Source organism: Streptomyces sp. NBC_00057 (genome assembly GCF_045041165.1).
In the GTDB taxonomy this organism is placed as follows: Bacteria; Actinomycetota; Actinomycetes; order Streptomycetales; family Streptomycetaceae; genus Streptomyces.
Genome location: NZ_CP108256.1, coordinates 6537737 through 6561149 on the forward strand (window position 1 = coordinate 6537737; position 23413 = coordinate 6561149).

At 70.0% G+C, this 23413-nt stretch carries 23 protein-coding genes and 1 pseudogene; 9 read left to right on the forward strand and 15 right to left on the reverse strand.

The features are described from left to right. Nucleotides 1-21 precede the first annotated feature (21 nt). Complete coding sequence (locus tag OG953_RS30810) at nucleotides 22-162, forward strand: hypothetical protein (protein ID WP_405692481.1); 141 nt, start codon at nucleotides 22-24, stop codon at nucleotides 160-162. Between the two features lie 123 nt (nucleotides 163-285). Beyond that, nucleotides 286-636 carry a 5-carboxymethyl-2-hydroxymuconate Delta-isomerase gene (locus tag OG953_RS30815; protein WP_405692154.1) on the forward strand — a complete coding sequence of 117 codons (351 nt, stop codon included), beginning with the start codon at nucleotides 286-288 and terminating at the stop codon, nucleotides 634-636. A 12-nt stretch (nucleotides 637-648) separates the two neighbouring features. Here the strand turns inward: OG953_RS30815 and OG953_RS30820 are convergent, their stop codons facing one another. The 4 genes from OG953_RS30820 to OG953_RS30835 all read right to left on the reverse strand — a co-directional run bounded on the left by OG953_RS30820 (nucleotide 649) and on the right by OG953_RS30835 (nucleotide 5007). Beyond that, entirely contained in the window at nucleotides 649-1371 is a 723-nt protein-coding gene (locus tag OG953_RS30820) for a TetR/AcrR family transcriptional regulator (RefSeq protein WP_405688417.1), read from the reverse strand. Nucleotides 1372-1533: 162 nt separating this feature from the next. Beyond that, a complete protein-coding gene (locus OG953_RS30825; protein WP_405688419.1) occupies nucleotides 1534-1791 on the reverse strand; it encodes a hypothetical protein in 258 nt (85 codons plus the stop codon). Nucleotides 1792-2290: 499 nt separating this feature from the next. Beyond that, nucleotides 2291-4225, reverse strand: coding sequence for a hypothetical protein (locus tag OG953_RS30830; RefSeq protein WP_405692156.1), 1935 nt, complete (start codon nucleotides 4223-4225; stop codon nucleotides 2291-2293). 230 nt (nucleotides 4226-4455) lie between these two features. Then, nucleotides 4456-5007, reverse strand: coding sequence for a carboxymuconolactone decarboxylase family protein (locus tag OG953_RS30835; protein ID WP_405688421.1), 552 nt, complete (start codon nucleotides 5005-5007; stop codon nucleotides 4456-4458). A gap of 82 nt (nucleotides 5008-5089) precedes the next feature. Here OG953_RS30835 and OG953_RS30840 point away from each other — a divergent pair, with 82 nt between their 5' ends. After that, nucleotides 5090-5593 (forward strand): MarR family winged helix-turn-helix transcriptional regulator, encoded by a 504-nt coding sequence (locus OG953_RS30840; protein WP_405688423.1) that lies wholly within the window; start codon nucleotides 5090-5092, stop codon nucleotides 5591-5593. Nucleotides 5594-5807: 214 nt separating this feature from the next. Here the strand turns inward: OG953_RS30840 and OG953_RS30845 are convergent, their stop codons facing one another. Continuing rightward, nucleotides 5808-6455, reverse strand: a complete 648-nt coding sequence (locus OG953_RS30845; RefSeq protein WP_385131051.1) for a LuxR C-terminal-related transcriptional regulator — start codon at nucleotides 6453-6455, stop codon at nucleotides 5808-5810. After that, nucleotides 6440-7708 (reverse strand): sensor histidine kinase, encoded by a 1269-nt coding sequence (locus tag OG953_RS30850; RefSeq protein WP_405692157.1) that lies wholly within the window; start codon nucleotides 7706-7708, stop codon nucleotides 6440-6442. The genes OG953_RS30845 and OG953_RS30850 overlap by 16 nt, the downstream gene beginning before the upstream one ends. Before the next feature lie 286 nt (nucleotides 7709-7994). Between OG953_RS30850 and OG953_RS30855 the strand changes: the two genes are divergently transcribed. Continuing rightward, a complete protein-coding gene (locus tag OG953_RS30855) occupies nucleotides 7995-10139 on the forward strand; it encodes an MMPL family transporter (protein ID WP_405688426.1) in 2145 nt (714 codons plus the stop codon). 70 nt (nucleotides 10140-10209) lie between these two features. On the opposite strand, the gene OG953_RS30860 is transcribed toward OG953_RS30855, so the two are convergent. After that, complete coding sequence (locus OG953_RS30860) at nucleotides 10210-10830, reverse strand: winged helix-turn-helix domain-containing protein (RefSeq protein WP_405688427.1); 621 nt, start codon at nucleotides 10828-10830, stop codon at nucleotides 10210-10212. Between the two features lie 297 nt (nucleotides 10831-11127). Beyond that, a pseudogene (locus tag OG953_RS30865) lies at nucleotides 11128-11580 on the reverse strand (ARPP-2 domain-containing protein); the annotation flags it as partial. A 26-nt stretch (nucleotides 11581-11606) separates the two neighbouring features. On the opposite strand from OG953_RS30865, the gene OG953_RS30870 reads away from it, so the two are divergent. Continuing rightward, nucleotides 11607-12518 (forward strand): Gfo/Idh/MocA family protein, encoded by a 912-nt coding sequence (locus OG953_RS30870; RefSeq protein WP_405688428.1) that lies wholly within the window; start codon nucleotides 11607-11609, stop codon nucleotides 12516-12518. 226 nt (nucleotides 12519-12744) lie between these two features. Here OG953_RS30870 and OG953_RS30875 read toward each other — a convergent pair whose 3' ends face one another. Beyond that, on the reverse strand, nucleotides 12745-13104 hold the full coding sequence (locus OG953_RS30875) for an arsenate reductase family protein (RefSeq protein WP_405688430.1): 360 nt from the start codon (nucleotides 13102-13104) through the stop codon (nucleotides 12745-12747). A gap of 120 nt (nucleotides 13105-13224) precedes the next feature. Here OG953_RS30875 and OG953_RS30880 point away from each other — a divergent pair, with 120 nt between their 5' ends. Both OG953_RS30880 and OG953_RS30885 read left to right on the forward strand, forming a co-directional pair. After that, complete coding sequence (locus OG953_RS30880) at nucleotides 13225-13494, forward strand: hypothetical protein (protein WP_093897585.1); 270 nt, start codon at nucleotides 13225-13227, stop codon at nucleotides 13492-13494. A gap of 429 nt (nucleotides 13495-13923) precedes the next feature. Continuing rightward, on the forward strand, nucleotides 13924-14409 hold the full coding sequence (locus tag OG953_RS30885; RefSeq protein WP_405688432.1) for a hypothetical protein: 486 nt from the start codon (nucleotides 13924-13926) through the stop codon (nucleotides 14407-14409). Here the strand turns inward: OG953_RS30885 and OG953_RS30890 are convergent. Together OG953_RS30890 and glnA are read right to left on the reverse strand one after the other, a co-directional pair. Continuing rightward, nucleotides 14375-15283, reverse strand: a complete 909-nt coding sequence (locus OG953_RS30890; protein ID WP_405688435.1) for a helix-turn-helix transcriptional regulator — start codon at nucleotides 15281-15283, stop codon at nucleotides 14375-14377. The two genes, OG953_RS30885 and OG953_RS30890, sit on opposite strands and share 35 nt — an antisense overlap. Before the next feature lie 689 nt (nucleotides 15284-15972). Next, a complete protein-coding gene (gene glnA / locus OG953_RS30895; protein ID WP_405688437.1) occupies nucleotides 15973-17382 on the reverse strand; it encodes a type I glutamate--ammonia ligase in 1410 nt (469 codons plus the stop codon). 253 nt (nucleotides 17383-17635) lie between these two features. On the opposite strand from glnA, the gene OG953_RS30900 reads away from it, so the two are divergent. Further along, on the forward strand, nucleotides 17636-18103 hold the full coding sequence (locus tag OG953_RS30900; protein ID WP_383081109.1) for an RDD family protein: 468 nt from the start codon (nucleotides 17636-17638) through the stop codon (nucleotides 18101-18103). Between the two features lie 107 nt (nucleotides 18104-18210). On the opposite strand, the gene OG953_RS30905 is transcribed toward OG953_RS30900, so the two are convergent. The 4 genes from OG953_RS30905 to lipB form a co-directional block, all read right to left on the reverse strand. Next, on the reverse strand, nucleotides 18211-18918 hold the full coding sequence (locus OG953_RS30905; RefSeq protein WP_405688439.1) for a DUF4191 domain-containing protein: 708 nt from the start codon (nucleotides 18916-18918) through the stop codon (nucleotides 18211-18213). 19 nt (nucleotides 18919-18937) lie between these two features. Further along, nucleotides 18938-19138 carry a hypothetical protein gene (locus OG953_RS30910; RefSeq protein WP_405688440.1) on the reverse strand — a complete coding sequence of 67 codons (201 nt, stop codon included), beginning with the start codon at nucleotides 19136-19138 and terminating at the stop codon, nucleotides 18938-18940. A 329-nt stretch (nucleotides 19139-19467) separates the two neighbouring features. After that, the gene (lipA, locus tag OG953_RS30915) at nucleotides 19468-20433 is read right to left on the reverse strand and encodes a lipoyl synthase (RefSeq protein ID WP_405688443.1); all 966 of its coding nucleotides are present in this window, start codon (nucleotides 20431-20433) and stop codon (nucleotides 19468-19470) included. A gap of 132 nt (nucleotides 20434-20565) precedes the next feature. Next, nucleotides 20566-21378 (reverse strand): lipoyl(octanoyl) transferase LipB, encoded by an 813-nt coding sequence (lipB, locus tag OG953_RS30920; protein ID WP_405688444.1) that lies wholly within the window; start codon nucleotides 21376-21378, stop codon nucleotides 20566-20568. 262 nt (nucleotides 21379-21640) lie between these two features. Here lipB and OG953_RS30925 point away from each other — a divergent pair, with 262 nt between their 5' ends. Further along, entirely contained in the window at nucleotides 21641-23401 is a 1761-nt protein-coding gene (locus OG953_RS30925; RefSeq protein WP_405688446.1) for a regulator, read from the forward strand. The last annotated feature ends 12 nt before the right edge of the window (nucleotides 23402-23413 follow it).

Sequence of the window (23413 nt, forward strand, 5' to 3'; positions counted from 1 at the left end):
GACGAGGCGGCGGAGGCGGCCATGGTCCTGCGCGAGGCCTGCGAACGCCAGGCCCGCGCGGCCGTCGGCGACGCCGCCTACCAACGCGCCTTCGAGAGGGGCCGGGCGGACAACGCGGAGGTGGGCCTCGCGGCCGCGCTCCAGGGCGAACTGCTCACGTAGGGTCTGAGGGCACCCGGAGCATCCGGATCAAGAAACGAATCCTCTTGTGCGGTCATGCCGATCAGCGTAAATGTGAGGTCCGGCAACCGGCCGTACCCGCTGTACCCCACCCAGGAGCGCATGATGCCGCAGATCACTGTCGACTACTCCGCCGAGCTCGACGACAGCTTCGACCGCCGCGGCTTCGCACTCGCCCTGCACCCGCTGGTCGCCGAGACGGTCACCACGAAGATCGCCGCCTGCAAGACCCGCTTCCGGCGCATCGAGGAATTCGTGGCGGGCGACACGGCCACCGGCGACGCGGTCCTGAACATTTCGATCGCCCTGCTGCCCGGCCGTACCGAGGAGCTCAAGGCACAACTGACCGATTCCGTACTGGAGCTGCTGGCCGCCCACCTCAAGCCCGTCGACGGCGTCACCGTCCACGCGTCGGCGGAGACCCGCCATCTGGACCCGTCCTACCGCAAGCGCTGAGCCGTACAGCCGTTACGGAAGCCGCTGCACGGGAACGGCCGGCGCGGCGGGCGCCAGAGCGGAGAGCCGGTTCCACAGCTCGCCGAACGGTCCGTCCGCCGGCTCCTGCGCGAAGACCCTCAACGCGATGCCCGCCATCTCCGTGTTGTACGCGGCACTCACCGCGGCCAGCGCCGCGAAGTCGTGCACCAGTTGCATCTCCAGTTCCCTGCGCGGAATTCGCCGCCCGTCCAGCCAGATCAGCGCCGTCGACTCGGCCAGCGAAACCCACGACCGGACGACCAACTCCAGTCGCGCCGGGGGATCTTCGACCCCCAGATGGGCCAGGATCTGCTCGTAGGCCGCCTGCCGCACCCCGTCGATCATCGCGTTCGCCGTCGACGACCCGACCGCGGGCCCGCCCCGCATCAGCGCCGAGAACCCCGGACCGTGCTCCTCGACAAAGTCGAAGAACCGCCCCATCACCCTCAACAGCCGTGCCCCGAGCGGCCCTTCACGCGGCTCGACGAACTGCGCCGCCAACTCGTCGGCCGCCCGCCGCAGCGCCGCCTCGTACAGGCTCTGCTTCCCCGGGAAGTAGTGATAGACCAACGGCCGCGAGATCCCCGCAGCGGCCGCGATCTCGTCGATCGACACCTCGTTCGGGGAGCGGTGACTGAACAACTCCAGCGCGACACCGATCAACTGCTGCCTGCGCTCCTCGACGCCCATCCTGCGCCGCACCCCGGTCGTCATGGTGGACAGGGTACCCAGTGGGGCGGTGGGGGAGGGGTGGTGGGCCGGGGCCGCTCAGGCCGTGGAGCGACAGCCTGCCCCCACGCCTGGGGCAAACGAGTGCTGACTTCTGGATGGCCCGGGCGTAACCCGATGACCACGTAGATGTTTCGGAGATCCTCATCAGTGCTGTGGCGTCGAGGGTTCGCGCTCGCCGCCGTGTCGGCGCCCGGGGGGCTCCCCATGAGACGGCAGGGGAAGCCCGGCGCGTATGGAGGGAAGCGTGAGGACCGCGGTGACAGCCGCGATCTGCCACACCGCGCCGAAACCCAGGACCCACGAGGTGCCGACGAGTGCGGAGATCGGCCCGGCGGCGGCCAGCCCGACGGGGCCGAGAGCGAATGCCCCGAAGGAGGTGCAGGCGTTGACCCGGGCGAGCACGTCCGGCGGAACCTGGCGCTGTGTGGCGGTCGCGTAGAGGGTGCCGCAGACTGCCGATCCGGCGCCTGCGACCAGCGCGGTGCCAGAGCCATGGCAGCGACCGATCAGTGGCGAGGGCGGCGGACGGCAGTGACCAGCCGAGCGTGGCCACCGTGGCCACAAGGAGCGGTCGGCGCGGCCGGCGGCCGAGCATGACCAGGCCGCCGGCCACCGCACCCCCTCCGTACAGCAGTGCGCGGACCCGACCCTGCGCTGGGGCGAAGGCACGGCCCGGCTGCTCCCCCTGCTGGTGCTCGGCCGAGTGGACGGGCCGCTGTTCACCACCAGCCGTGGCCGCCTCTCGTACCGCCGCGCAGCGGAGATCTTCAGCGCGGCCACTCGCCCGCTCGATCCGCGGGGGCGCGGATGGACACTCCAGCAGCTGTTGCTCGCAGGCAGGCAGGACAGCACTCGCTGAACAGTGCCCTCAAAATTCCTGACCCCCAAAGAAGCCCGGGCGTCAGCGCAGGGCGCCCACCCGACTGCCGTCCGTCAGCGTCCCGTTCAGCCGCGCCCGGTCGCCCGCCCTGGCCGGTACGGCGAGGAGACGGCTGTCGGACCGCCCCTCCACCCCGCCCGAGGTGGTCAGCGAGGCGAACTGCTCGCTGCCCGCGGCCAGTACGTACCAGCGTCCGCCGTGTGACCTCCACAGCACCCCGGCCAGCACCCGTGGATCGCGCATCCCGCAGGCCGGTGTGTCCTCGGCCCGGGCCGCGACCGCCCCGGGCGGGCCGCCCGTTGCGACGGACGGTGCCGACGGGGCCTGGAACTGGGCGAGTACCCGGCTTCCGGTGCCGCGCCAGGTCTCCGCCCTGGTACAGAGCCAGTGCGCGGAGCCGCTGTCCTCGGGCAGCAACTGCTCGGCGTACTGCCAGGAGTTCACCGACCGTACGCCGTGCGAACGGACCGAGGGCAGCAGGCAGGCGGTCCGCGCCCAGCTGTCCCGCTCCGCCCGCCCGGAGACATCGTGCGCCGCGGACGGCGGGCCCGACGTCAGCCGGGCGGGGGCCAGCTCGCCGAGGTCCGTCATCAGACGCGTCGCCGAGCCGTCGCGCAGCTCGATCGCATCCCAGGCGCGGCAACTCCTGGCCGTCGCCGGGCTGGTCAGCGCGGCGGTCACGCCGTCGGGGGTGCGGCGCAGCGGCTGCGGGGCGCTGCCCGGCGCGAGCAGATTCCGTACGGAGACCGCATGCACCCAGGGCGCGGTGAGGTAGCGGACCCGGTCGCGCGTACGGCCCGCGATCAGGGCGCCGGCCGAGGCCCTGTCCGCACCGTCGACCCGGGCGAAGTCGAGCGTCACGCCTTCGGCCGGAGAGGCGTCACGCGGCTCCGCGTACCGCACGATGCGCAGCCCGTCGTAGAACAGCACCACCGTCGCCCGGTCCACCTCACCCGCGTACAGCAGCTGCGGCGCACCCATCGGCGGGCCGACAGGTGTCCTCGGAGTCGCCGACGCACGCACCGCGCCGTCCGGATGCGCCCATACGGTGAGCGCTCGGCGCAGCAGCCGGGTGTCTTTGGCGCGGTCGCCACGGGTGGGCCAGGAGGTGAAATCGGTACGGGGCGAGCGCCGCCAGAACGTTGCGGACACCCGGTGCAACGCGCCCGGATCCAGGGCCTGTTCGGCGGCGGCGTTGCGGGTGTACGGCGATACGGGCGGAGTGTCACGCCCCCAGCCGTTGACCGGCAGCCCCAGCAGCGCCCCGCACACCAGCAGCGCCGCGACGGCCGCCACCGCTGCCTTCGCGTGCTGTCGGCGGCGCAGCAGATCCGGTGGGCGGGCCTGGAGCGAGCAGGGGTCGAACTCCGGGGAGCCGAGCAGCGCGTACGGAGCCTTGACGCCCTCCGCCTCAGCGAGCGCCGCATGCGGGTTTGCCACCCCGGCAGCGGCGAGCACCCGCCGCACCTCCGCATCGGGCAGCCGCTCCAGTCCGCGCAGCACGCAGGCGGCGCGGGCGGGAGCGGAGAGGGCCGACAGGGCCTGTTCCAGGGTGAGTTCATCCGATCCACCGGAATGCGGGAACAGCCGCAGCCCCCACACCAGCGGGAGGAGGGGTGTCACCCGGACGCGGCGCAGTGGACGGCCCGCCTCCAGCGCCCCACGCAGCACCTTCCCGCAGACGTACGCAAAGGACGGGTCCACCACCACCGCACCGGCGGACCTGCGTGGTGGTGGGACGCGGCCCTCGGCCACACACCCTGCCCTGCGCCCCGACAGCAGCGCCCGCTGGGCCAGGGCGTGCGCCGTCAGAACACGGCGATGGCAGCCGAGGGACGGCGGCAGTACGAGATAGCCGAGCCGGACCAGTCGCGGATAGTGCTCGACGAGCGCGGCTCCGGCATGCTCCACATCGGCCGGGGCGGCTGCGGAAGGTACCTCTGGCAGTGGGCGCACGTTCAACAGAACGAGCGAATCGTGCGATGGTCACCCCGGTGCGCTCATGTGCGATGCACCGGGCACCCCCTCACGACAGCTGTTTTCCACTGAACTCGACCGTGCCGCGCAACCCGCTCCCGCCGTTCCTCGCGCGCGTGTCGCCCGTACAGCACCGGCGTGCGGTCCGTTCACTCGGTCGCGGAATTCGTGGGAAGCTCCGTCCTTGAACCGGATGGAATGCCCAAGTCTCAGGCGAAGGCCACCATTTGGGGATCCAGCGGCGCCCCGGTCATCCGGTTGCCCAGCGTCGACATCGTGTACGCGCCGATGCCCAGGACCACTTCCAGCGCGTTGCGGGCGGTGTACCCGTGCGCCAGGAACGCCTGGAGCGTCTCGTCGTCGACGGCTCCGGACGTCGCGATCACCGACAGGGTGAACTGTCTTACGGATTCGAGTCGTTCATCCGGCAGGGTGCGTGCCTCCGGCTCGCGCAGTGCTGCGATCAGCTCGGGATCCGCACCGAGTGCGGTGAGCTTCGCGGTATGCATCGCCACACAGACGTGGCAGTCGTTGCGGGTCGCCATCGTCATGATCAGGACCTCTCGGGAGAGCGGGTCCAGGGTGGAGGACTCGAAGATGGCGCTGATTTTCAGGAAGCCGTCGAGCAGCTCCGGTGATGCGGCGAGCCGGGCGACGCCGGCGGGCAGATAGCCCTGCTTCTTCGTCACCGCCTCCATGGTGCGGCGGGCGGCGGCGGGGGCGGATTCGAGGGTGTGGTCGGGGAACGCGGATGCGGACATGGCTGACCTCTCCTGGTGGATGCTCGCGCTAAAATCGACAACGTGATTGACGAAAAGGTAAACCAGGTTGTCGAGTTTCACCATGGCTGAGCGAGGGGTCGAGCCGGGCGCGCGGTCGTCCCCGGGTGACGGGGCGGGCTTCGAGCTGCCCCTGCTGCTGTTCGCCGGATTCCGGTCGATCATCGACGAGTTGCACCGCGAGCTGGCCGAGCACGGCCACCGCGACGTGCGGCCCGCGTACGGCTTCGCGCTCCAGGCCGTCGGCCGTGACGGTGCGACGGCCAGCGAGATCGGCCGACGGCTCGGGGTCTCCAAGCAGGCCGCCGGGAAGACCGTCGAGAAGCTCGAAGGTCTCGGGTACGTGGAGCGCGTCGACGATCCCCGCGACGGCCGGCGCAAGCTGGTCCGGCTGACCGCGCGGGGCATCGACGTCCTGGTCAGATCGGCCGAGGGATTCGACCGGCTGCGCGCCGAGTGGGTCCGGGTGCTGGGTGCCGATCGGGTGCGGGCGATGGAGGCCGATCTGCGTGCGATGGCGCCCGCGAGCGCGTTCCGGCTCGATGCGCCGGGGTGGTTCAACGACTGAGGCGGCGTCGGGGTTGCGCTCGGGCCTTGCGATGCCGAGATCCTCGACCCGGCGGTCAACTATCTCCAGTGGTACCCGGCCGAGGCCGACGTCTCGCTCAGGCCCGGCCGGCATCCGGGGGGCCACGACGCCGCACCTGAGCACCGCTCCGTAACCCCTGTGGCCGTGCGACCCCGCCGGGGTCGCACGGCCTTCCGGGGCGGAACGGTGTGATTCAGCCCCGGTCCAGATAGGCGAGCACCGCGAGAACACGGCGGTTGTCGTCGTCGGACGGCGGCAGGCCGAGCTTCCCGAAAATGTTCGAGGTGTGCTTGGCCACCGCCCGCTCCGTGATCACCATCTGCGAGGCGATCGCCGCGTTCGAACGGCCCTGTGCCATCAGTTCCATGACCTCCAGTTCACGCGGGGTCAGCCCGCCCATCGGCTTGTCCTGCGAACGCCGCGACAACAACTGCGAGATCACCTGCGGGTCCATCGCGGTGCCGCCCGCGGCGACCCTGCGTACCGCATCGATGAACTGCTCCGCGTCGAAGACCCGGTCCTTGAGCAGATAGCCGATGCCCCCGTTGCCGTCCGCCAGCAGCTCGCGCGCGTACAGCTGCTCAACATGCTGCGAGAGCACGAGCACCGGCAGCCCCGGCCTGGCCTGCCGGGCCGCCAGCGCGCACTGCAGGCCCTCGTCCGTGTGGGACGGTGGGAGCCGGACGTCGACGACCGCGACGTCCGGCTCCAACTCGGCCAGGGCCCGGGTCAGTTCGGGCCCCGTCTCCACAGCCGCCGCGATCTCGAAGTCGTACGCCTCCAGTAGGCGGACCAGCCCGTCGCGCAGCAGGAAGAGATCTTCGGCTAGGACAACTCGCAAGGGATCTCCATGGTCACCATGGTGGGACCGCCCGCGGGGCTGCTGACGGCCATGATGCCGTCGAATGTACCGAGTCGGCGTTCGATTCCGCTCAGGCCCGAGCCGGATCCGACCGCCGCACCGCCCCTGCCGTTGTCCGTGACGGAGACCCGTAGCGCGGCGTCCGCGTGGCGGATGTCCACCCAGACGCGGTCGGCCCCCGAGTGTTTGGCGGCGTTCGTCAGCGTCTCGCTCACCGCGAAGTACGCGGCCGACTCGATCGCGGCGTCCGCCCGGCCGCTCAGCTCCACCTGGACCTCCGACTCGAAGGGCAGTCGCAGCGCCAACGCCCTGACCGCGTCCCCGAGTCCGCGTTCGGCGAGGACCGGCGGATGGATGCCCCGGACCAGATCGCGCAGCTCCGTGAGGGCTTCGGCCGATGACTCGCGGGCCATGGCGAGGAGCTTCTTCGCCTGCGCCGGATCCTTCTCGATGAGCGCCTCCACGGTGCCCAGGTTCATGCCCATGGCGACCAGCCGGGCCTGCGCACCGTCGTGCAGGTCGCGCTCGATGCGCCGCAGTTCAAAGGCCGCGGTGTCCACGGCCTCGTGCCGGGTCTCGGTCAGGCGGTCGATGCGCCGGGCCAGCTCCTGCTCATGGGTGGGGGCCAGCACTGAGCGGGCGATCACGAAGTGCAGCCGCAGCAGCCGTTCACTGACCAGCACGCCGGTCGCGAAGAGCACCATACCGAGCGCGGCGGCGGCAAGCCCCGACGCCTGGCTGTCGACCGGAACGAACGCGTACCAGTAACGGTCGTCGGTGAAGACCCGCCACAGGCCCGCCGCCAGGACGAAGCCCTCCACCGGGTAGAGCAGCAGCGCACCGGCCACGATCGACACCACATAGCCGGCCGTCATGTCGACCAGCAGCCACCGGATGTCCCGCCAGGTCGCCGGGTCCTTCAGCAGCAGCGTGGTCCGCTCCACCTGCCCGGTGAATCCGGTGCGCAGATCCTTCGGGAAGGGGCGGTACGGGACCGGAATGCGGACGTCGGACCAGGTGACCGCGAGCAGCCGGCGCCGGTTGGCGTGCTTGCGGACCAGCTCCAGCACGTAGGGGGTGGTGACCAGACCGATGCCCAGCGGGATGAAGGCGATGGAGAGCACCGTCCATACGAAGAGAGTGATCGACCCGGCCAGGCTGGCGATCGACAGCACGGCTCCCCGCCCGGCGGCCAGCAGCGCGCCCCGTACCCGGGCCCGTATCGCGTTCATCTCGGTCCATCTCCCCTCGCCGGCCCCGGTATCGGGCTCGTCCGCAGACAGTCTCACCCGGTGGGCTCCCCGGGCGTCAGCCGTTTCGCCACCCGGGCGGGGTGTACCCAGCACCACCCTGCCGACCTCGCCCTACGGCTCCGCGAGAGGGGGTTTCGGCGGCTGGGGCGCGCGGCGTCCCGTTCCTAGATTCATCGACGACGCATTCGACGTCGACTTCCTCTTACTTCCTCGCATTTCTTCCACTTCCATCTGATTCCGTCTGACTTCTGGGGGCGAACACGCCATGAGGCGCAACCTCGCGGCACGCATCGGTGTGTGGAGCGCACACCACCGCAAGACCGCCATTCTCGGCTGGCTGCTCTTCGTCGTGCTCGCCGCAGGCATCGGCGGCGCATCCGGTCTGGTCGAGATGACCGACTCGGAGAACGCCGCGGGTGATTCGGCGCGGGCCGAACAGATCCTCGACGACGCCGGGCTGGGGCAGCCCGCCGGCGAGCTGGTCATGGTGTCCACCGCGAAGGCGGGTGACTGGCAGGGCGCAGCCCGCGAGGTCTCCGCCGCCATGGGGAAGACCGGCGAGGTGGCGAACCTCGCGGCGCCGATCCCTTCCGAGGACGGCAAGGACGCGCTGATCACCTTTGACATGAAGGGGGACGCGGCGACGGCGCCGGACAGGGTGCAGCCCGTGCTCGACGCCGTCTCCGCCGTCCGTGCGGACCATCCCGACGTCACCATCCACCAGTTCGGCGAAGCCAGTGCCGGGAAGTGGCTCGGCGATCTGCTCTCGGAGGATTTCAAGAAGGCCGAGTTCACCGCCGTACCCCTGGCCCTGGGTATTCTGCTGGTCGCCTTCGGCGCCGTCGTCGCGGCGCTGCTCCCCGTCGGGCTGGCACTGACCGCGTGCATGGCCGCCTTCGGACTGCTGTCGCTCGCCAGCCACCAACTGCACCTGTTCCAGACCACGTACTCCGTGATGTTCCTGATGGGCTTCGCCGTCGGCGTCGACTACTGCCTCTTCTACCTGCGGCGCGAGCGCGACGAGCGGGCGGCGGGACGCGATGCCGAGACGGCGCTGCGGATCGCGGCAGCGACCAGCGGCCGGGCCGTGCTCGTCTCCGGGCTCACGGTCATGGTCGCGATGGCCGGCATGTTCCTGTCCGGACTGATGCTGTTCAAGGGCTTCGCCCTCGCCACGATCATCGTGGTCTTCATCGCGATGCTGGGCTCGGTGACGGTGCTGCCCGCGCTGCTGTCCTGGCTGGGCGACCGGATCGACGCGGGACGTGTGCCGCTCCTCAACCGGCGGGGCAGCCGGCGCGCACGCACCAGTGGCGGGCTCGCCGGCACGGTGCTGAAGCCCGTCCTGTCCAGGCCGAAGATCTTCGCGGTCGCCTCGGTCGTCGTGCTGCTCGCCCTGGCCGCGCCCGCCCTCGGCATGAAGACCGAACAGCTGGGTCTGGAGAAGCAGTTCGGCTCGGACTCGCAGCTGTCGGTCGCCTACCGGCAGATCAATGAGAGCTTCCCCGGTGGCCCAGCTCCGGCGCTGGTGGTGGTCAAGGCCGACAACATCGAGGCGCCCGCACTGCGCAAGGCGTTCGACGGCTTCGACAAGGTGACCGTCCACAAGGCGCAGAACGTCGCGGAGATCGAGGTTCCGCTCCCCGACGGCAAGGCCGGCCTTTCCGAGCTCCGCAAGGAGCGGTTGCCCGCCGCGTTCGACGGGACCGGGGCCCAGGCGTACGTGACCGGGGAGATCGCCGGGTCCGTCGACTTCAACGACCAGCTGGAGCGCGGCATCGTCCCCGTCTTCGCGTTCATCACGGCGGTGACCTTCCTGCTGATGCTGTTCTGCTTCCGCTCGTACGTCATCGCCGTGACCTCGATCCTGCTCAACCTGCTCTCCGTGGCCGCCGCGTACGGAGTGATGGTCGCCGTCTTCCAGCACGGCTGGGGGGCCTCGCTGATCGGCTCGGAAGGGGTCGGCGCGATCGAGGCGTGGATTCCGCTGTTCGTCCTTGTCGTCCTGTTCGGACTCTCCATGGACTACCACGTGTTCGTGGTCTCCCGGATCCGTGAGGCCCGCGACCGCGGTCTGCACACCCGGGCCGCGATCGACGAGGGCATCCGGCGGACGGCGGGGGCGGTGACCGGCGCGGCCGTGATCATGGTCGCGGTGTTCGCGGTCTTCGGGACGCTGTCGATGCAGGACATGCAGCAGATGGGCGTCGGCCTCGCTGTCGCTGTGCTGCTGGACGCCACGATCGTACGGATGGTCCTGCTGCCCTCCGTGATGGCGCTGCTGGGGGAGCGGAACTGGCGGACCCCGCGCGGACTGACCCGACTGCCGGGCCTGGAGCACGGCGAGCGGGAGACGGGCAGGGGGACGGGGCCGGCCGAGGCTCCGGTGGGTTCGGGGCTGCGTGGCTGACCCGGCAGACGAAGCGGCCCTGGTCCGGTACATACCGGACCAGGGCCGCTCTCATGCGCCTTCAGCGCCGTCAGGGGGCGTACTTGTAGCCGACACGCCGCACCGTCTGGATCGACCGGCGGTGCTCGGCGCCCAGCTTGCGGCGCAGCCGGGCGACATGGACGTCCACGGTGCGTCCGTCGCCCACATGTCCGTAGCCCCAGACCGTGGTCACCAACTGGTCGCGGGTGTGCACCCGGTGCGGGTGTGTGACCAGATGGGCGAGCAGCTCGAACTCCAGGAAGGTGAGGTCGAGCGTGTTCCCGTCCACCGTCGCGGTGCGCTGTACGGGGTCGATGCGCACCGGACCCGCGGACGGGTCCTCCACCGGCGACGGCACCACGTACTGGGCGGCCGCAGCGGCAGCCGCGGTGACGGCCGACTGCTGATCGGCCGGTACGAGCACCAGGTAGCCGATCATCGGTGGCCGGCCCGGCAGCGCCGGAACGGTGTGCTGGGGTGCGGGCAGCCAGGTGGCACCCGGCGGCAGGAACCCGGCCACATCGGCCGGTTGGACGACCTCATCGGGGTCGACGGCGCGCAGCCGGTGGCGGTTGGGGGAGAGGGAGAGGGCGGAGGTGGTGGCCGCAGCGGTCGCCGAAGGCGCCGCGGTGGCAGCGGCTGCGGCGGAGAAGGAACGAGTGTTCGCCATGAGGGTCAGCTCTTTCGCGCGAAGGAGTCGTCGATGGACGGACTTGCTTGCGTGCGCGCGGACCGAAGGCCGGGTGAGCGGCTTTAGAGGGCCTGCGCGTTCAACGCGCGGCAACACACCCGGTCGAAGTCGTGGTGCTGACGGGACGGCCAGAACGGTTCGAGGTCGCTGCGACCTGTCGAGGTGTACTGGATGCTGGCCATGCCCCCATTGAACCAGAGAACGCGACGGCGCAGCAGGCCTCTCTCACCCGTCCGTTGCCCGAATGTGAACCTCGTGTTACCGAGGTTTTCTGCGTTATGCGCGGGCCCTGAGCAGCGACTCGAAACCGGCGGCACGGATCCGGCGCACCAGTTCCTCCTCGGTGGTGCCCAGCGCCACGGCCGCCTGCGCGAGCCGCCAGTCCGCGTCGGAGAGCCGGTGCAGCAGATGACCACGCCTGATCTGGGCCTCGGACAGTCGGAACGTCTTCAGATACGCGACCTGCCCCTTGTGATCGGTGATCGTCTCACCGATGTGCCGCCCCTCCCCATTGCGCAGGAACGGCGGCAGGAACCGCCACAGTGTGAACGAGCCCATCCGGTACACCCGGTCGAAGGCGTACGAGGTGTCCAGCAGCTCACGCGCGAACAGGGTGTCGTGCGTCTCGGCCCACTCCCGCTCCTGCGCCCGCGCCGCCGCCCGAAGACCGGCGAGCGTCCGCAGATGCGGTCCATCGGAAATCCGCGCCGCGAACTCCGCCACCGGCGCGGCGGCGAACCCGGCAGACTTGCCCCATGACGACACTTCCCGCGACCCCCCTGCGCATCGGCCTCGTCGGCACGGGCCCCTGGGCCCGGAACACCCAGGCCCCAGCCCTCGCCGCCCACCCCGGCGTCGCACTGAGCGGCGTGTGGGGCCGCCGCCCCGAGGCCGCGAACGCGCTGGCCGCCGCCCACGGCACCACGGCGTACACCGATGAGGAGGGCATCGACGAGCTCTTCGCGGCCAGCGACGCCGTCGCGTTCGCCGTGCCGCCGGACATCCAGGCCCCGCTCGCCGCCCGCGCCGCGGCCACCGGCCGTCATCTGCTGATGGACAAGCCCGTGGCGACCACCGTCGCCGGAGCTCGCGAGGTCGCCCGCGCCGTCGAGCAGGCCGGGGTCGCGTCCGTCGTCTTCTGCACCCTGCGGTTCGCGGCCGAGACATCCGCCTGGATCACCGAACAGGCCGCCCTGGAAGGCTGGTTCACCGCCCGCGCCGAGTGGATCGGAGCGCTGTTCGCCCCCGGCACGACCAGCGAGTACGCCGCCTCGCCCTGGCGCCGCGAGAAGGGCGGCCTGTGGGACGTCGGCCCGCATGTCCTGTCGGTCCTGATCCCGGTACTGGGCGACGTGACACATCTGACCGCGGCCCGCGGCCCGTCCGACACCACCCACCTGATCCTCCGCCACACCTCCGGCGCATCCAGCACGGTGACGCTCGCACTGGGGGCTCCGGTGGGCGCGGTAGGCACGGAGATCGAACTCAAAGGCGAACAGGGAATCGCCACACTGCCGCGGTGGGGCGACGCGGTCGGTTCCTTCCGGGCAGCGGTGGACGCACTGATCGACTCGGTACGCACGGGGGAGCCGCACCCCTGCGACGTCCGGTTCGGACTACGCCTGACGGAACTGCTGGCCGAGGCGGAGAAGCATGCGGGGGTGTAGGGAGACGGGGCATGGGGCCGGGCCGGTACGGGGAGGCGGTGCGGCCCGCCCCGTACGGGCGCCCGCGTCGCCGCCGCGGCGGCCCGGCTGCTTCCGCACGCGCAGACGGCGACGATTCCCGGCGCGACGCACCACACCCTGCCGCTGCACGAGCCGACGGCCGACGAACTGAACCGCAGGATCGAGGACTTCCTGATGACCCGGTAGCTCTCGCCGCGCGGGTTGCTCAGCGCCCCATGGCGTCCCGTACCGCCTCGTCCGTGCGCGCCACGACGGCGGTGCCGTCGTCCGCCGTGATGATCGGCCGTTGGATCAGCTTCGGATGCCCGGCGAGCGCCGAGATCCACTGCTCTCTCGAACCGGCCTCGCGCGGCCACTCCTTGAGTCCGAGCTCCTTCGCGTCCGCTTCCTGCGTCCGCGTGATGTCCCACGGCTCCAGCCCGAGCCGGTCGAGCACGGCCCGGATCTCGTCCGGCGACGGCACATCCTCCAGATAGCGGCGGACGGTGTACTCGGCGCCCTCCGTGTCGAGCAGCTGCACCGCGCTGCGGCACTTGGAACAGGCGGGATTGATCCAGATCTCCATGGGGTCAACGGTACGGGAGGGACACCGTGAAAGCCCGTCCGGCCAGCGTCGATTGTCAGTGGTGGGCCGTAAAATAGAGGTAGTTCGTGAGGGTTTCACGACCGTGCCAGGAGGTTGCCCATGGCCGTTGCCGCAGTCACGACCAAGCCGCTCCACAAGCCCCTGCAGAAGAAGCCGCTCCCCGCGGGCCGGCCCCGCGAGTGGTACGTCTCGCACAATCGCCGCCTGAAGGCCATGCGCCTGGCGATCGCCCTGCTCGACACGGGCGTCTACTACCCGTCGACCGCGACCAACGACAAGATACGTACGACTGCCGAGCGCATCGGCATCCACCCGCCGTCCGACACGACCTGCCGCATGGTCCGCGCCCTGATCCGCTACGGCCGCTGACGGCTGACGAGCGACTGCTCGCGCACGCGAAGCCTGTGCCTCCGGAAACCCGGGGGCACAGGCACGTACGACCGCACCCGGCTCAGAACCCGCTGCAGGTGGCAGTGGCAAAGGCCCCGGACGCCGCGGCCGTCCGGACGGCACACGCCAGTACCAGCACGACGACCAGCACCACCCGGGGCCACTGCCGTCGCCGACGGGGCTGTGGCTGCGGCTGGGTCCATGGCTGGTCCGGGACGCCGCCCGGGTCCTGGTCGCTCATGCCACCGGACTCGGCCGTCGCCCGGTACGCCGCGACTCCACGGGGCAGCCGCTCCCTGACGTACGACCTCCGCTCCGGCCCGGCCCATCACCCGTCCGGCGTGCACGGCATGCGGCCTGGCCCGCCGCCCCTTTGACTGGGGCGATGGGCCAGTACTGGGAGGCACGATGACGAGGAAAGCCGCGCAAGGTCTGTGGGTCGCACTGCTGACGGCGGCCGTGATGTCGACGGCCGCCGCTTGTTCCAACGAGGGTGGCAACGCCTCCAGCACGGCGTCCGAAGCCGCGTCCGCCGCGGCGTCGGTGGCATCCAGGGGTTCCGACGTGGTGGCCTCGGCGACAGCCGCCGCAGGCGAGAAGCTGAAGGGCTTCAAGAACGGCGTGAACGCCAAGAGCGACGTCACGCTGGGCACGCCGAGCACCGGCCACGACGGCCGCGCCACCGCGAAGGTCACGGTGATGAACAGCGCCGACTCGGCGAAGTCGTACGCCGTGCAGATCAACTTCCGTGACCCGAGCGGCAATCTGCTCGACACGGTGGTGGTGACGGTCGACGACGTCGGTCCGAAGGCCTCCAAGGACGCCACGGCCCGCAGCAACCGCAAGCTGTCGGGCGACATCAAGGTCGACGTGGGAACCGCCCTGCGGCACTGATCGTGGATCGCGCCACAACTGCCTGCATTTCATGGGCAGTTACCTGAGGTCGGCAGGAAAGTGCCGTCAGCTTGTTCTCGGTGCCGGTGCCGGGTTGCGGGATCTCGAGAATGATCCGCCGATCCGAGCAGTCGTCGACAATGAGCGCGCTCTCCTCCAGCACCATACGGCCGACGAAAGGATGGCTCACTTCCCGAGCGGTGACATGGTGCCTTTCTATTTCGTGCTGCTGCCACCATTTTTGGAATTCCGGGCTGTTCTTCCCCAGTTCGCTGACCAGTGTGGTGAACCATGGTTCGTGGACGTACAATCCGGTGGCCGCGCGGAAATCGGCCAGTACGGATCGGGCGCTCGACTCCCAGTTCCGAATCAATTCACGCATATATCCGCCGAAGAACAGCCACAGCATATGCCGGTGTTCAGGGGGGATTCTGGTGAGATCACCGTAGACATCGGTTCTTGCCTGGTTCCACGCAAGAATGTTGAATCGAGGACCGAGAACGAATGCCGGATGCGGATGCTGGCTGTCCAGGATGCGCTGGAGCGCCGGAGACACACCGTCCGCGGGAACGCTCGCGCTGGAACGGGCGCCCCTGTTGGCCAAGGACAGGAGATAGTCGCGCTCATCGGCGCTGAGGCGAAGGGCTTCGGCCAGCGAATTGAGGACCTGGTCGGAGACCCGGATGTCCCGGGCCTGTTCGAGGCGGGAGTACCAGCAGGCGCTGATCCCCGCAAGGTCGGCGACATCTTCCCGCCGCAGGCCCGGCGTTCGCCGCGATGCTCGCGACGGAAGGCCGACCTCTTCCGGCTGAAGGGCCAGCCGTCGTTTTTTGAGGAAGTCCGCGAGCTCCGCTCGCCGTTGGTCGTAATTCATCCGTTGTCCCCTCTGCTGGGCGACTACTGCGGATGTTTATTACCTGGGACATCTCCCCTAGGATAGTCGGTTTCTGGATGCGCGCTCTGCGACGTGTGTGGCTGCTGCTGGATCACCATCGCCGGCGTGCTGCAATGCCGCAGGGCCCGGTGCCGCGACGTGGTCGCAGCGGCGGGCCTTTCCTTGCATGAGATTCCCCTTTGTGATGGGTCCGTGCAAGGAAAGCGTTGCATCAGGGCTGATGTGCAACACGAGACCGCTCACCTGGGAGTGGCAGTGTCAGGTTTATCCCGTGCGGTTGCGGATTGGGGGGCGTCGCATGACCCGTCCAGGAAGAATGGCCTGGCCTCGAACACTGGGAGGACGGTCAATTCCGTTCCCCCATCCAGTCGGGTGACGCCCGATCAGCCATCGCGTGGGGCGCGTTCGCGTCCTGTGTTCCCCGACACCGCTGCCATGCACGGAAGTTCGGGTTCACCGGCGAAGGACGCGGCCTTCGATGCCATGGCCGAGTTCGGTGAGCGCCGGCCTGGCGGATCAAAGAAGAACAGGCCGGGACGGGTCCCGGCCTGTTCTCCTTCACCGTCACGGTGCGGCTCGCCCGGCTGAAGGCCGGCGGCCGGGCCGCAGCGGACGCGACCGCGCTGGACGCCGCCCGCCTCGGGGCCCAGCGAGGTCGACCCAGCGGCTCAGAGGTCGAAGTACAGCTCGAACTCGTGCGGGTGCGGGCGCAGCTGGATCGGGGCGATCTCGTTGGTGCGCTTGTAGTCGATCCACGTCTCGATCAGGTCGGACGTGAAGACGCCGCCGGCCTGCAGGTACTCGTTGTCCGCCTCCAGCGCCTCCAGGACGGCCGGGAGGGAGGTCGGGACCTGCTGGACGTTCGCGTGCTCCTCGGGAGCCAGCTCGTAGAGGTCCTTGTCGATCGGCTCGGCGGGCTCGATCTTGTTCTTGATGCCGTCGAGGCCTGCCATCAGCAGAGCGGAGAAGGCGAGGTACGGGTTGGACGACGGGTCCGGGGCGCGGAACTCGACGCGCTTGGCCTTCGGGTTCGAGCCCGTGATCGGGATGCGCATCGCAGCCGAGCGGTTGCGCTGCGAGTACACCATGTTGACCGGGGCCTCGAAGCCGGGGACCAGGCGGTGGTACGAGTTCACCGTCGGGTTGGTGAAGGCCAGCAGTGACGGGGCGTGCTTGAGGATGCCGCCGATGTAGTAGCGGGCGATGTCCGAGAGGCCCGCGTAGCCCTGCTCGTCGTAGAACAGCGGGTCGCCGCCGGCCCACAGGGACTGGTGGACGTGCATGCCCGAGCCGTTGTCGCCGAAGATCGGCTTCGGCATGAAGGTCGCGGTCTTGCCGTTGCGCCAGGCGACGTTCTTCACGATGTACTTGAAGAGCATCAGGTCGTCGGCCGCGGCGAGCAGCGTGTTGAACTTGTAGTTGATCTCCGCCTGGCCGGCGGTGCCGACCTCGTGGTGCTGGCGCTCGATCTGAAGACCGCTCTTCTCCAGCTCCAGGGACATCTCGGCACGCAGGTCGGCGAAGTGGTCGACCGGCGGGACCGGGAAGTAGCCGCCCTTGTAGCGGACCTTGTAGCCGCGGTTGTTCACTTCCGACCCGGTGTTCCAGGCGCCGGCCTCGGAGTCGATGTGGTAGAAGCTCTCGTTCGCCGACGTCTGGAAGCGGACGTTGTCGAAGACGTAGAACTCTGCCTCGGGACCGAAGTACGCGGTGTCGGCGATGCCGGTGGAAGCGAGGTACGCCTCGGCCTTCTTGGCCACGTTCCGCGGGTCACGGCTGTACTGCTCGCCCGTGATCGGGTCGTGGATGAAGAAGTTGATGTTGACGGTCTTGTCACGGCGGAACGGGTCGACGCGGGCGGTCGACAGGTCCGCGCGCAGCGCCATGTCGGACTCGTGGATGGCCTGGAAGCCGCGGATCGACGAGCCGTCGAAGGCGAGCTCGTCGGCCGGTTCGAAGGTTGCCGCCGGTACGGTGACGTGCTGCATCACACCGGGCAGGTCGCAGAACCGGACATCGATGAACTTGACGTCTTCGTCGGCGATGTACTTCTTCGCGTCGTCGGCGTTCTGGAACATCCAACTCCTCCTACTCCCGGCCCGGGAGGGACGGGGTTGTAGCTCGTGGTGCGGCCGGTGCGGTGGCACACGCTGGACCCGACCATAGGCAGACCGGATTTCTCAAGCATGACCCATTTGTTTCGCAGAAGTTAACCGAGCCGGGCGCGAGCGGCACCTTGTGGCCGGTCCGGGGCCCTCGTCCCTGCCGGGCGGCAGCCCGTAGCGGCCCCCGCCCGGCAGGGCGCGCGGGCGGGCGCAGTACCGTGGTCGGGTGGACAATAGGCAAGCAATCGGATCGTGGCTCTCCGGGCCGCGCGCGGCCGCCGAGGAGATGGGGGCCGACTTCGGTCACCGGGGCAAGCGGCTCGGTCTGCCCGAGCACGGGCCGGGATCCGTGGCGCCGCTCGGCCGGCGCTTCGGTGCGCTCTTCATCGACTGGGTCCTGTGCATGGTGATCGCATACGGGCTGTTCGCTCGCGGTGACCAGCAGACGGCCGGGAACTGGGCGCTCGGCGTCTTTCTCGTGCTGAGTGTGCTCACCGTCGGGACCATCGGCTGCACGCCCGGCAAGCGTCTCCTGGGCATCAGGGTCGTCGCCGAGAACGGTGGCCGGCTCACTTTCGGGCGGGTGATCGTCCGGAGTGTGCTGCTGTGCCTGGCGATTCCGGCCCTGGTCTGGGACCGCGACGGCCGCGGCCTGCACGACCGGCTGGCCCGCGCTGTTCAGGTGCGTATCTGAGCCGAGGACGGATACCGCAGACGGCATGAGGAGAGGGCGGGTTGCGAACCGAACCGGTTCGCAACCCGCCCTCTTCGTGCGTACAGCGGATATGTACGAGGGAGGCGTCAGCGCATCTTTCCGCCGCGCGGCATCCGCATGCCCTTCGGCATCGGGCCCTTGGGCAGCGGCATGTTGCTCATCAGGTCGCCCATCGCGCGCAGCCGGTCATTGGCGGCCGTCACCTGCGGGCCGGTCAGGACGCGCGGCAGCTTCAGCATCTTGGTGCGCACCTTCCTGAGCGGCACCTGGCCCTCGTCGTTGCCGACGACGATGTCGTGCACCGGTACGTCGACCAGGATGCGTGCCATCTTCTTCTTCTCGGCCGCGAGCAGCAGCTTCACCCGGTTCGGGTTGCCCTCGCCGACCAGGACGATGCCCGCCTTGCCCACGGCGCGGTGGACGACGTCCTGGCTGCGGTTCATCGCGACCGCAGGGGTCGTGGTCCAGCCACGGCCCACCCGGTCCAGCACTGCCGCCGCAGCGCCAGGCTGTCCCTCCATCTGCCCGAAGGCCGCGCGCTCGGCACGCCGTCCGAAGACGATCGCCATCGCGAGGAGGGCCAGCAAAAAGCCCAGGATGCCCAGGTAGATCGGGTGGTCGATCAGAAAACCGACCGCGAGGAGGACACCGAAGGTGACGATTCCCACACCCGCGACGACAAGACCGATCTTGGGGTCGGTCCGCCGGGTCATCTTGTAGGTCAGGGCGATCTGCTTGAGCCGCCCCGCGTTCTCGGCGCTGTCCGCGCCTTCAGTGTTTGCCTTCCTCGCCATGTACGGAAGTTTACGTGGCCTAGGAACGGTGGTCGGCCGCGGCCTCCAGTACGTACTCGGTCTCGACCCGGTCCTTGGCCCGGCGCCGGTCCTCCAGGACGGCGGTCCAGGCATTGCGGCGGGCGGTGCGCTGGCCGCTGCTCAACAGCAGCGACTCGACGGCACGGAGAGCATGGGTGACGGAAGGGATGGCGGTGGCGCGTACCGGCACGGCCTGCATCGTGGAAATCTCCTCGGAGCGGATGTGCGGACTGAGTTGCGTGGACTCAGTTGCCCGGGCCGATCTGCCCGGGACTGCGTTGCGCGAAGTGGGTGGCGTGCGCTGGGTGCGGGAAACAGGGGTGGCAGCGGCCCGCAGAGTCGCTGCGCCGTTGCACCCAGCGTCATTGCTCGGTGTTACCAGCGCATGACCGGTCGGTCAAACACCAATGAAACCTTGATATGGGCGCAGCGCACGCCGACGCGGCCCATACGCGCCCCCGGCCTGCGGGGAGCGTATGGGCCGCGTCGAACCAGCTATTACCGCTCGGTAGCTTCTTGTGCTCGGATTCACACAGCGGGCGCCGCTGCGACGGCGCCGCGCCGCTCGATCGCCTGCTGGAAAAGACGGCCCGCGCGGTACGAGGAACGGACCAGCGGCCCGGACATCACGCCGGAGTAGCCGATCTCGTCGGCCTCCTCCTTCAGCTCCACGAACTCCTGCGGCTTCACCCAGCGCTCGACCGGGTGGTGGCGCACGGACGGCCGCAGGTACTGCGTGATCGTGATGAGCTCGCAACCCGCGTCGTACAGATCCTGGAGCGCCTCGCTGACTTCCTCGCGGGTCTCGCCCATGCCGAGGATCAGGTTGGACTTGGTCACCAGGCCGGCCTCGCGGGCCCTCGTGATGACCTCCAGGGAGCGCTCGTAACGGAAACCGGGACGGATCCGCTTGAAGATCCGCGGCACCGTCTCGACGTTGTGCGCGAGCACCTCGGGGCGCGAGGAGAAGACCTCGGCGAGCTGCTCGGGCACCGCGTTGAAGTCGGGGATCAACAGCTCGACCTTGGTGCGGCCGGCCTCCCGGTCCGCAGTCAGCGCGTGGATCTGGCGCACGGTCTCCGCGTACAGCCATGCACCGCCGTCCTCCAGGTCGTCGCGTGCGACGCCGGTGATGGTGGCGTAGTTCAGGTCCATCGTGACGACGGACTCGCCGACCCGGCGGGGCTCGTCCCGGTCCAGCGCCTGCGGCTTGCCCGTGTCGATCTGGCAGAAGTCGCAGCGCCGGGTGCACTGGTCGCCGCCGATGAGGAACGTGGCCTCGCGGTCCTCCCAGCACTCGAAGATATTGGGGCAGCCGGCCTCCTGGCACACCGTGTGCAGACCCTCGCTCTTCACGAGCTTCTGCAGCCGGCTGTACTCGGGGCCCATCTTCGCCCGGGTTTTGATCCACTCGGGCTTGCGCTCGATGGGGGTCTGGCTGTTCCGGACCTCAAGGCGCAGCATCTTGCGCCCGTCGGGTGCGACAGCGGACACTCCGGCACTCCCCTTTGCTTTCACTGCATTGGATTCTTCGGCGAACACCAGGGTACGCCCGTAGTTCAAATGGCTTTACGTCTGGCCAACCTGTGGCCGGCAGGCCCTATTCCCCGCCGGGTGTCCAGGCTGTCATGCCGTGGCCACGGCATCCGCCGGGCGCTCGATGGTGCGCGGGGCGAGCTGCGCGTTCTCCAGGACGTCCTTGAGGTGCTTCTCGACGACCGGGAGCACCTCCGCGATTGCGATGTCGCGACCCAGTTCGTACGCGAGTGACGTGACGCCCGCGTCCCGGATGCCGCACGGCACGATGCGGTCGAACCAGGTGTTGTCCGGGTTCACATTGAGCGAGAAGCCGTGCATGGTCACGCCCTTGGCCACCCGGATACCGATCGCGGCCAGCTTGCGGTCCTCGCGGCGCTGCCCGGCGTTGGACGGGGCGTACTCGGGGCCGTTCAGCCGCGGGTCGAACTCCTCGTCCTGCAGCCGCGGGTCGAAGTCGAGGGAGAGGCCGCCGAGCGACGGACGGTCCTCGACCGGGTCGCCGAGGACCCAGACCCCGCTGCGGCCCTCGACCCGGGAGGTCTCCAGACCGAATTCGGCGGCGGTACGGATCAGGGCGTCCTCCAGCCGGCGGACATGCGCGACGACATCCACCGGGCGGGGCAGCTTCTGGATCGGGTAGCCGACCAGCTGTCCGGGACCGTGCCAGGTGATCTTCCCGCCGCGGTCCACATCGATGACCGGGGTGCCGTCCAGCGGGCGCTCGCTGTCGGTCGTGCGCCGCCCCGCCGTGTAGACGGGCGGGTGTTCCAGCAGCAGACAGGTGTCCGGGACGGTGTCCTCGAATCTGGCCGCGTGCACCTCGCGCTGCTTCTGCCAGGCCTCCTGGTAGTCGACTGCTTCCTCGCCGAATCCCAGCCGGACGAACCGAAGCCCAGTCACGACAGATGCCTCCCTACTCGCGGTGCGGGGAGCCGGGGTGCCCGGAGCCACGCCACCATGCACTGAATCAGCCCCGAGCCACTGTACGACCGGACTCCGGGCGGTGGCCCAGCAGGTCGTTCCCGTCAGCGCCACCCCCAATCCTCACACGATCGGATGAAAGTGAAGCGAAGGCGGCTGCGACCGCCGCGGAGGCCGCTAAATTCACGCCGTTCCATTAGGGCTGCCCGACCGGCCCCGAAGGCAGGAGACCGTACAGCTGATGTCGGAACGACCTCCGCAGCGCACCCCCAACCGCCGCCTCGCCTCGCTCATCACCGAGGCCGGCTTCTCCAACGCCGGCCTCGCCCGCAGGGTGGACCAACTCGGCCTGGAACACGGCCTCGACCTGCGGTACGACAAGACCTCCGTGACCCGCTGGCTGCGCGGCCAGCAGCCGCGCGGAACCACGCCCGCGCTGATCGCCGAGGTCTTCACCCGGCGGCTCGGGCGCCGCCTCTCCGCGCAGGACCTGGGCCTCGACTCATGCGCCCCTGTCTACGCGGGCCTGGAGTTCGCGGCCACGCCCGCCGAGGCGGTCGACATCGTCAGCGGACTGTGGCGGAAGGACTCGGGCAGCCATGCGGAGCTGCGCAAGATCGCCTTCACCCCGGCCGGGCTCGTCGTCCCCAGCAGGGACTGGCTGATCGGCCGGGCCGATGAGTGGGTGGGACGGGGGAGCGAGTCCTCGCCCCCGGTGCCGGGCGGCGCCGGTGGGGCCGCTGGTGCCCGTGCGGCTGGTGCGCACGGCAGGTCCGTCGGGGCCTCTGGGGCTGCGGGGGCTGCAGGGGCCACTGAGGCCGGTGGTTCGGCGCGGTCCGGCGGTCCCGGTGGGGCGCGCGGGATCGGGGCGCAGGGGTTGCACGGGTCGCACTGGCCCGGCGACCGTGGACACGGTCTGACGGGGGCGTCCGGCGTCAGTGGCCGCGGCGGGTTCCGTGGGCCCGTCCCGTCCCGGCCTTCCGGACCGTCCGCGCCATCCGGGTCCCCCGCACCCTCGACCGCTCCCGCCGCCCTGGGAACAGGCCTGTCGGGCGCCCCCGGCGTACCCCGGCAACGGCAGAGCGACCGCGGCGCCGGCCAGCGGGTCAGCAGCGGTGATGTCGCCGCCCTGCGGTCGGTCGGCGAACTCTTCCGCGCCCTCGACAACGCCTACGGCGGCGGCCACGCCCGGCAGGCCCTCGTCCGGTATCTGGAGCACGAGACGGAGCCGATGCTTCGCGGGACCTACGGGGAGGCCACCGGGCGCCGGCTCTTCTCCGCCGCCGCCGACCTGACCCGGCTGGCGGGCTGGACCTCGTACGACATCGCGGCCCACGGCCTGGCCCAGCGGTACTTCGTCCAGGCGCTGCGGCTCGCCCAGGCCGCGGGGGACCGCGCGTACGGCGGCTACGTCCTGATCACCATGAGCCGGCAGGCGGTCTACCTCGGGCACGGCAGGGAAGCCGTACAGCTGGCCCGCGTCGCCCAGCAGGGCATCGGTTCGGCGGCGCCGCCCGTCGTCCAGGCCCTGCTGCACGCCGTGGAGGCACGCGGTCACGGGGTGCTCGGCGAGGCGAGGCTCTGCACCGCCTCACTGGCGCGGGCGGAACGCGCGCTGGAGACCGCCCGCCCCGGGGACGAGGTGCCGCACTGGGCGCAGTACTTCGACGAGGCCCAGCTCGCCGACGAGTTCGGCCACTGCCACCGGGATCTGCAGCAGTACCGGGCCGCGGCGCAGCACGCCGAGCGCTCCCTCCAGCTGCGCGCCCCGGCGTACGCCCGCAGCAGGCTGTTCTGCCGGGTGGTGCTGGCCTCCGCACGGCTCGGGCTCGGCGAGCTCGACCAGGCGTGCGTGCTCGGCGCCGAGGCCGCCCAGCAGGCGGCGGAGATGCGGTCGGTACGGGCGACGGAGTACGTGCGGGACTTCGAGCGACGCCTGGAGCCGTACCGGGACGCGGCCCCGGTACGGGGATACCGCGAGCGGGTCGCGGCCCTCGGGTGATCTCTCCGGCGT

What these genes read in the sequence shown, in the direction of transcription:
- OG953_RS30810 (WP_405692481.1), top strand. Translation starts at nt 22, where the DNA reads ATGGTCCTGCGCGAGGCCTGCGAACGCCAGGCCCGCGCGGCCGTCGGC.
- OG953_RS30815 (WP_405692154.1), top strand. Translation starts at nt 286, where the DNA reads ATGCCGCAGATCACTGTCGACTACTCCGCCGAGCTCGACGACAGCTTC.
- OG953_RS30820 (WP_405688417.1), bottom strand. Translation starts at nt 1,371, where the DNA reads ATGACGACCGGGGTGCGGCGCAGGATGGGCGTCGAGGAGCGCAGGCAG.
- OG953_RS30835 (WP_405688421.1), bottom strand. Translation starts at nt 5,007, where the DNA reads ATGTCCGCATCCGCGTTCCCCGACCACACCCTCGAATCCGCCCCCGCC.
- OG953_RS30840 (WP_405688423.1), top strand. Translation starts at nt 5,090, where the DNA reads ATGGCTGAGCGAGGGGTCGAGCCGGGCGCGCGGTCGTCCCCGGGTGAC.
- OG953_RS30850 (WP_405692157.1), bottom strand. Translation starts at nt 7,708, where the DNA reads ATGAACGCGATACGGGCCCGGGTACGGGGCGCGCTGCTGGCCGCCGGG.
- OG953_RS30855 (WP_405688426.1), top strand. Translation starts at nt 7,995, where the DNA reads ATGAGGCGCAACCTCGCGGCACGCATCGGTGTGTGGAGCGCACACCAC.
- OG953_RS30860 (WP_405688427.1), bottom strand. Translation starts at nt 10,830, where the DNA reads ATGGCGAACACTCGTTCCTTCTCCGCCGCAGCCGCTGCCACCGCGGCG.
- OG953_RS30870 (WP_405688428.1), top strand. Translation starts at nt 11,607, where the DNA reads ATGACGACACTTCCCGCGACCCCCCTGCGCATCGGCCTCGTCGGCACG.
- OG953_RS30875 (WP_405688430.1), bottom strand. Translation starts at nt 13,104, where the DNA reads ATGGAGATCTGGATCAATCCCGCCTGTTCCAAGTGCCGCAGCGCGGTG.
- OG953_RS30880 (WP_093897585.1), top strand. Translation starts at nt 13,225, where the DNA reads ATGGCCGTTGCCGCAGTCACGACCAAGCCGCTCCACAAGCCCCTGCAG.
- OG953_RS30885 (WP_405688432.1), top strand. Translation starts at nt 13,924, where the DNA reads ATGACGAGGAAAGCCGCGCAAGGTCTGTGGGTCGCACTGCTGACGGCG.
- OG953_RS30890 (WP_405688435.1), bottom strand. Translation starts at nt 15,283, where the DNA reads ATGAATTACGACCAACGGCGAGCGGAGCTCGCGGACTTCCTCAAAAAA.
- glnA (WP_405688437.1), bottom strand. Translation starts at nt 17,382, where the DNA reads ATGTTCCAGAACGCCGACGACGCGAAGAAGTACATCGCCGACGAAGAC.
- OG953_RS30905 (WP_405688439.1), bottom strand. Translation starts at nt 18,918, where the DNA reads ATGGCGAGGAAGGCAAACACTGAAGGCGCGGACAGCGCCGAGAACGCG.
- OG953_RS30910 (WP_405688440.1), bottom strand. Translation starts at nt 19,138, where the DNA reads ATGCAGGCCGTGCCGGTACGCGCCACCGCCATCCCTTCCGTCACCCAT.
- OG953_RS30925 (WP_405688446.1), top strand. Translation starts at nt 21,641, where the DNA reads ATGTCGGAACGACCTCCGCAGCGCACCCCCAACCGCCGCCTCGCCTCG.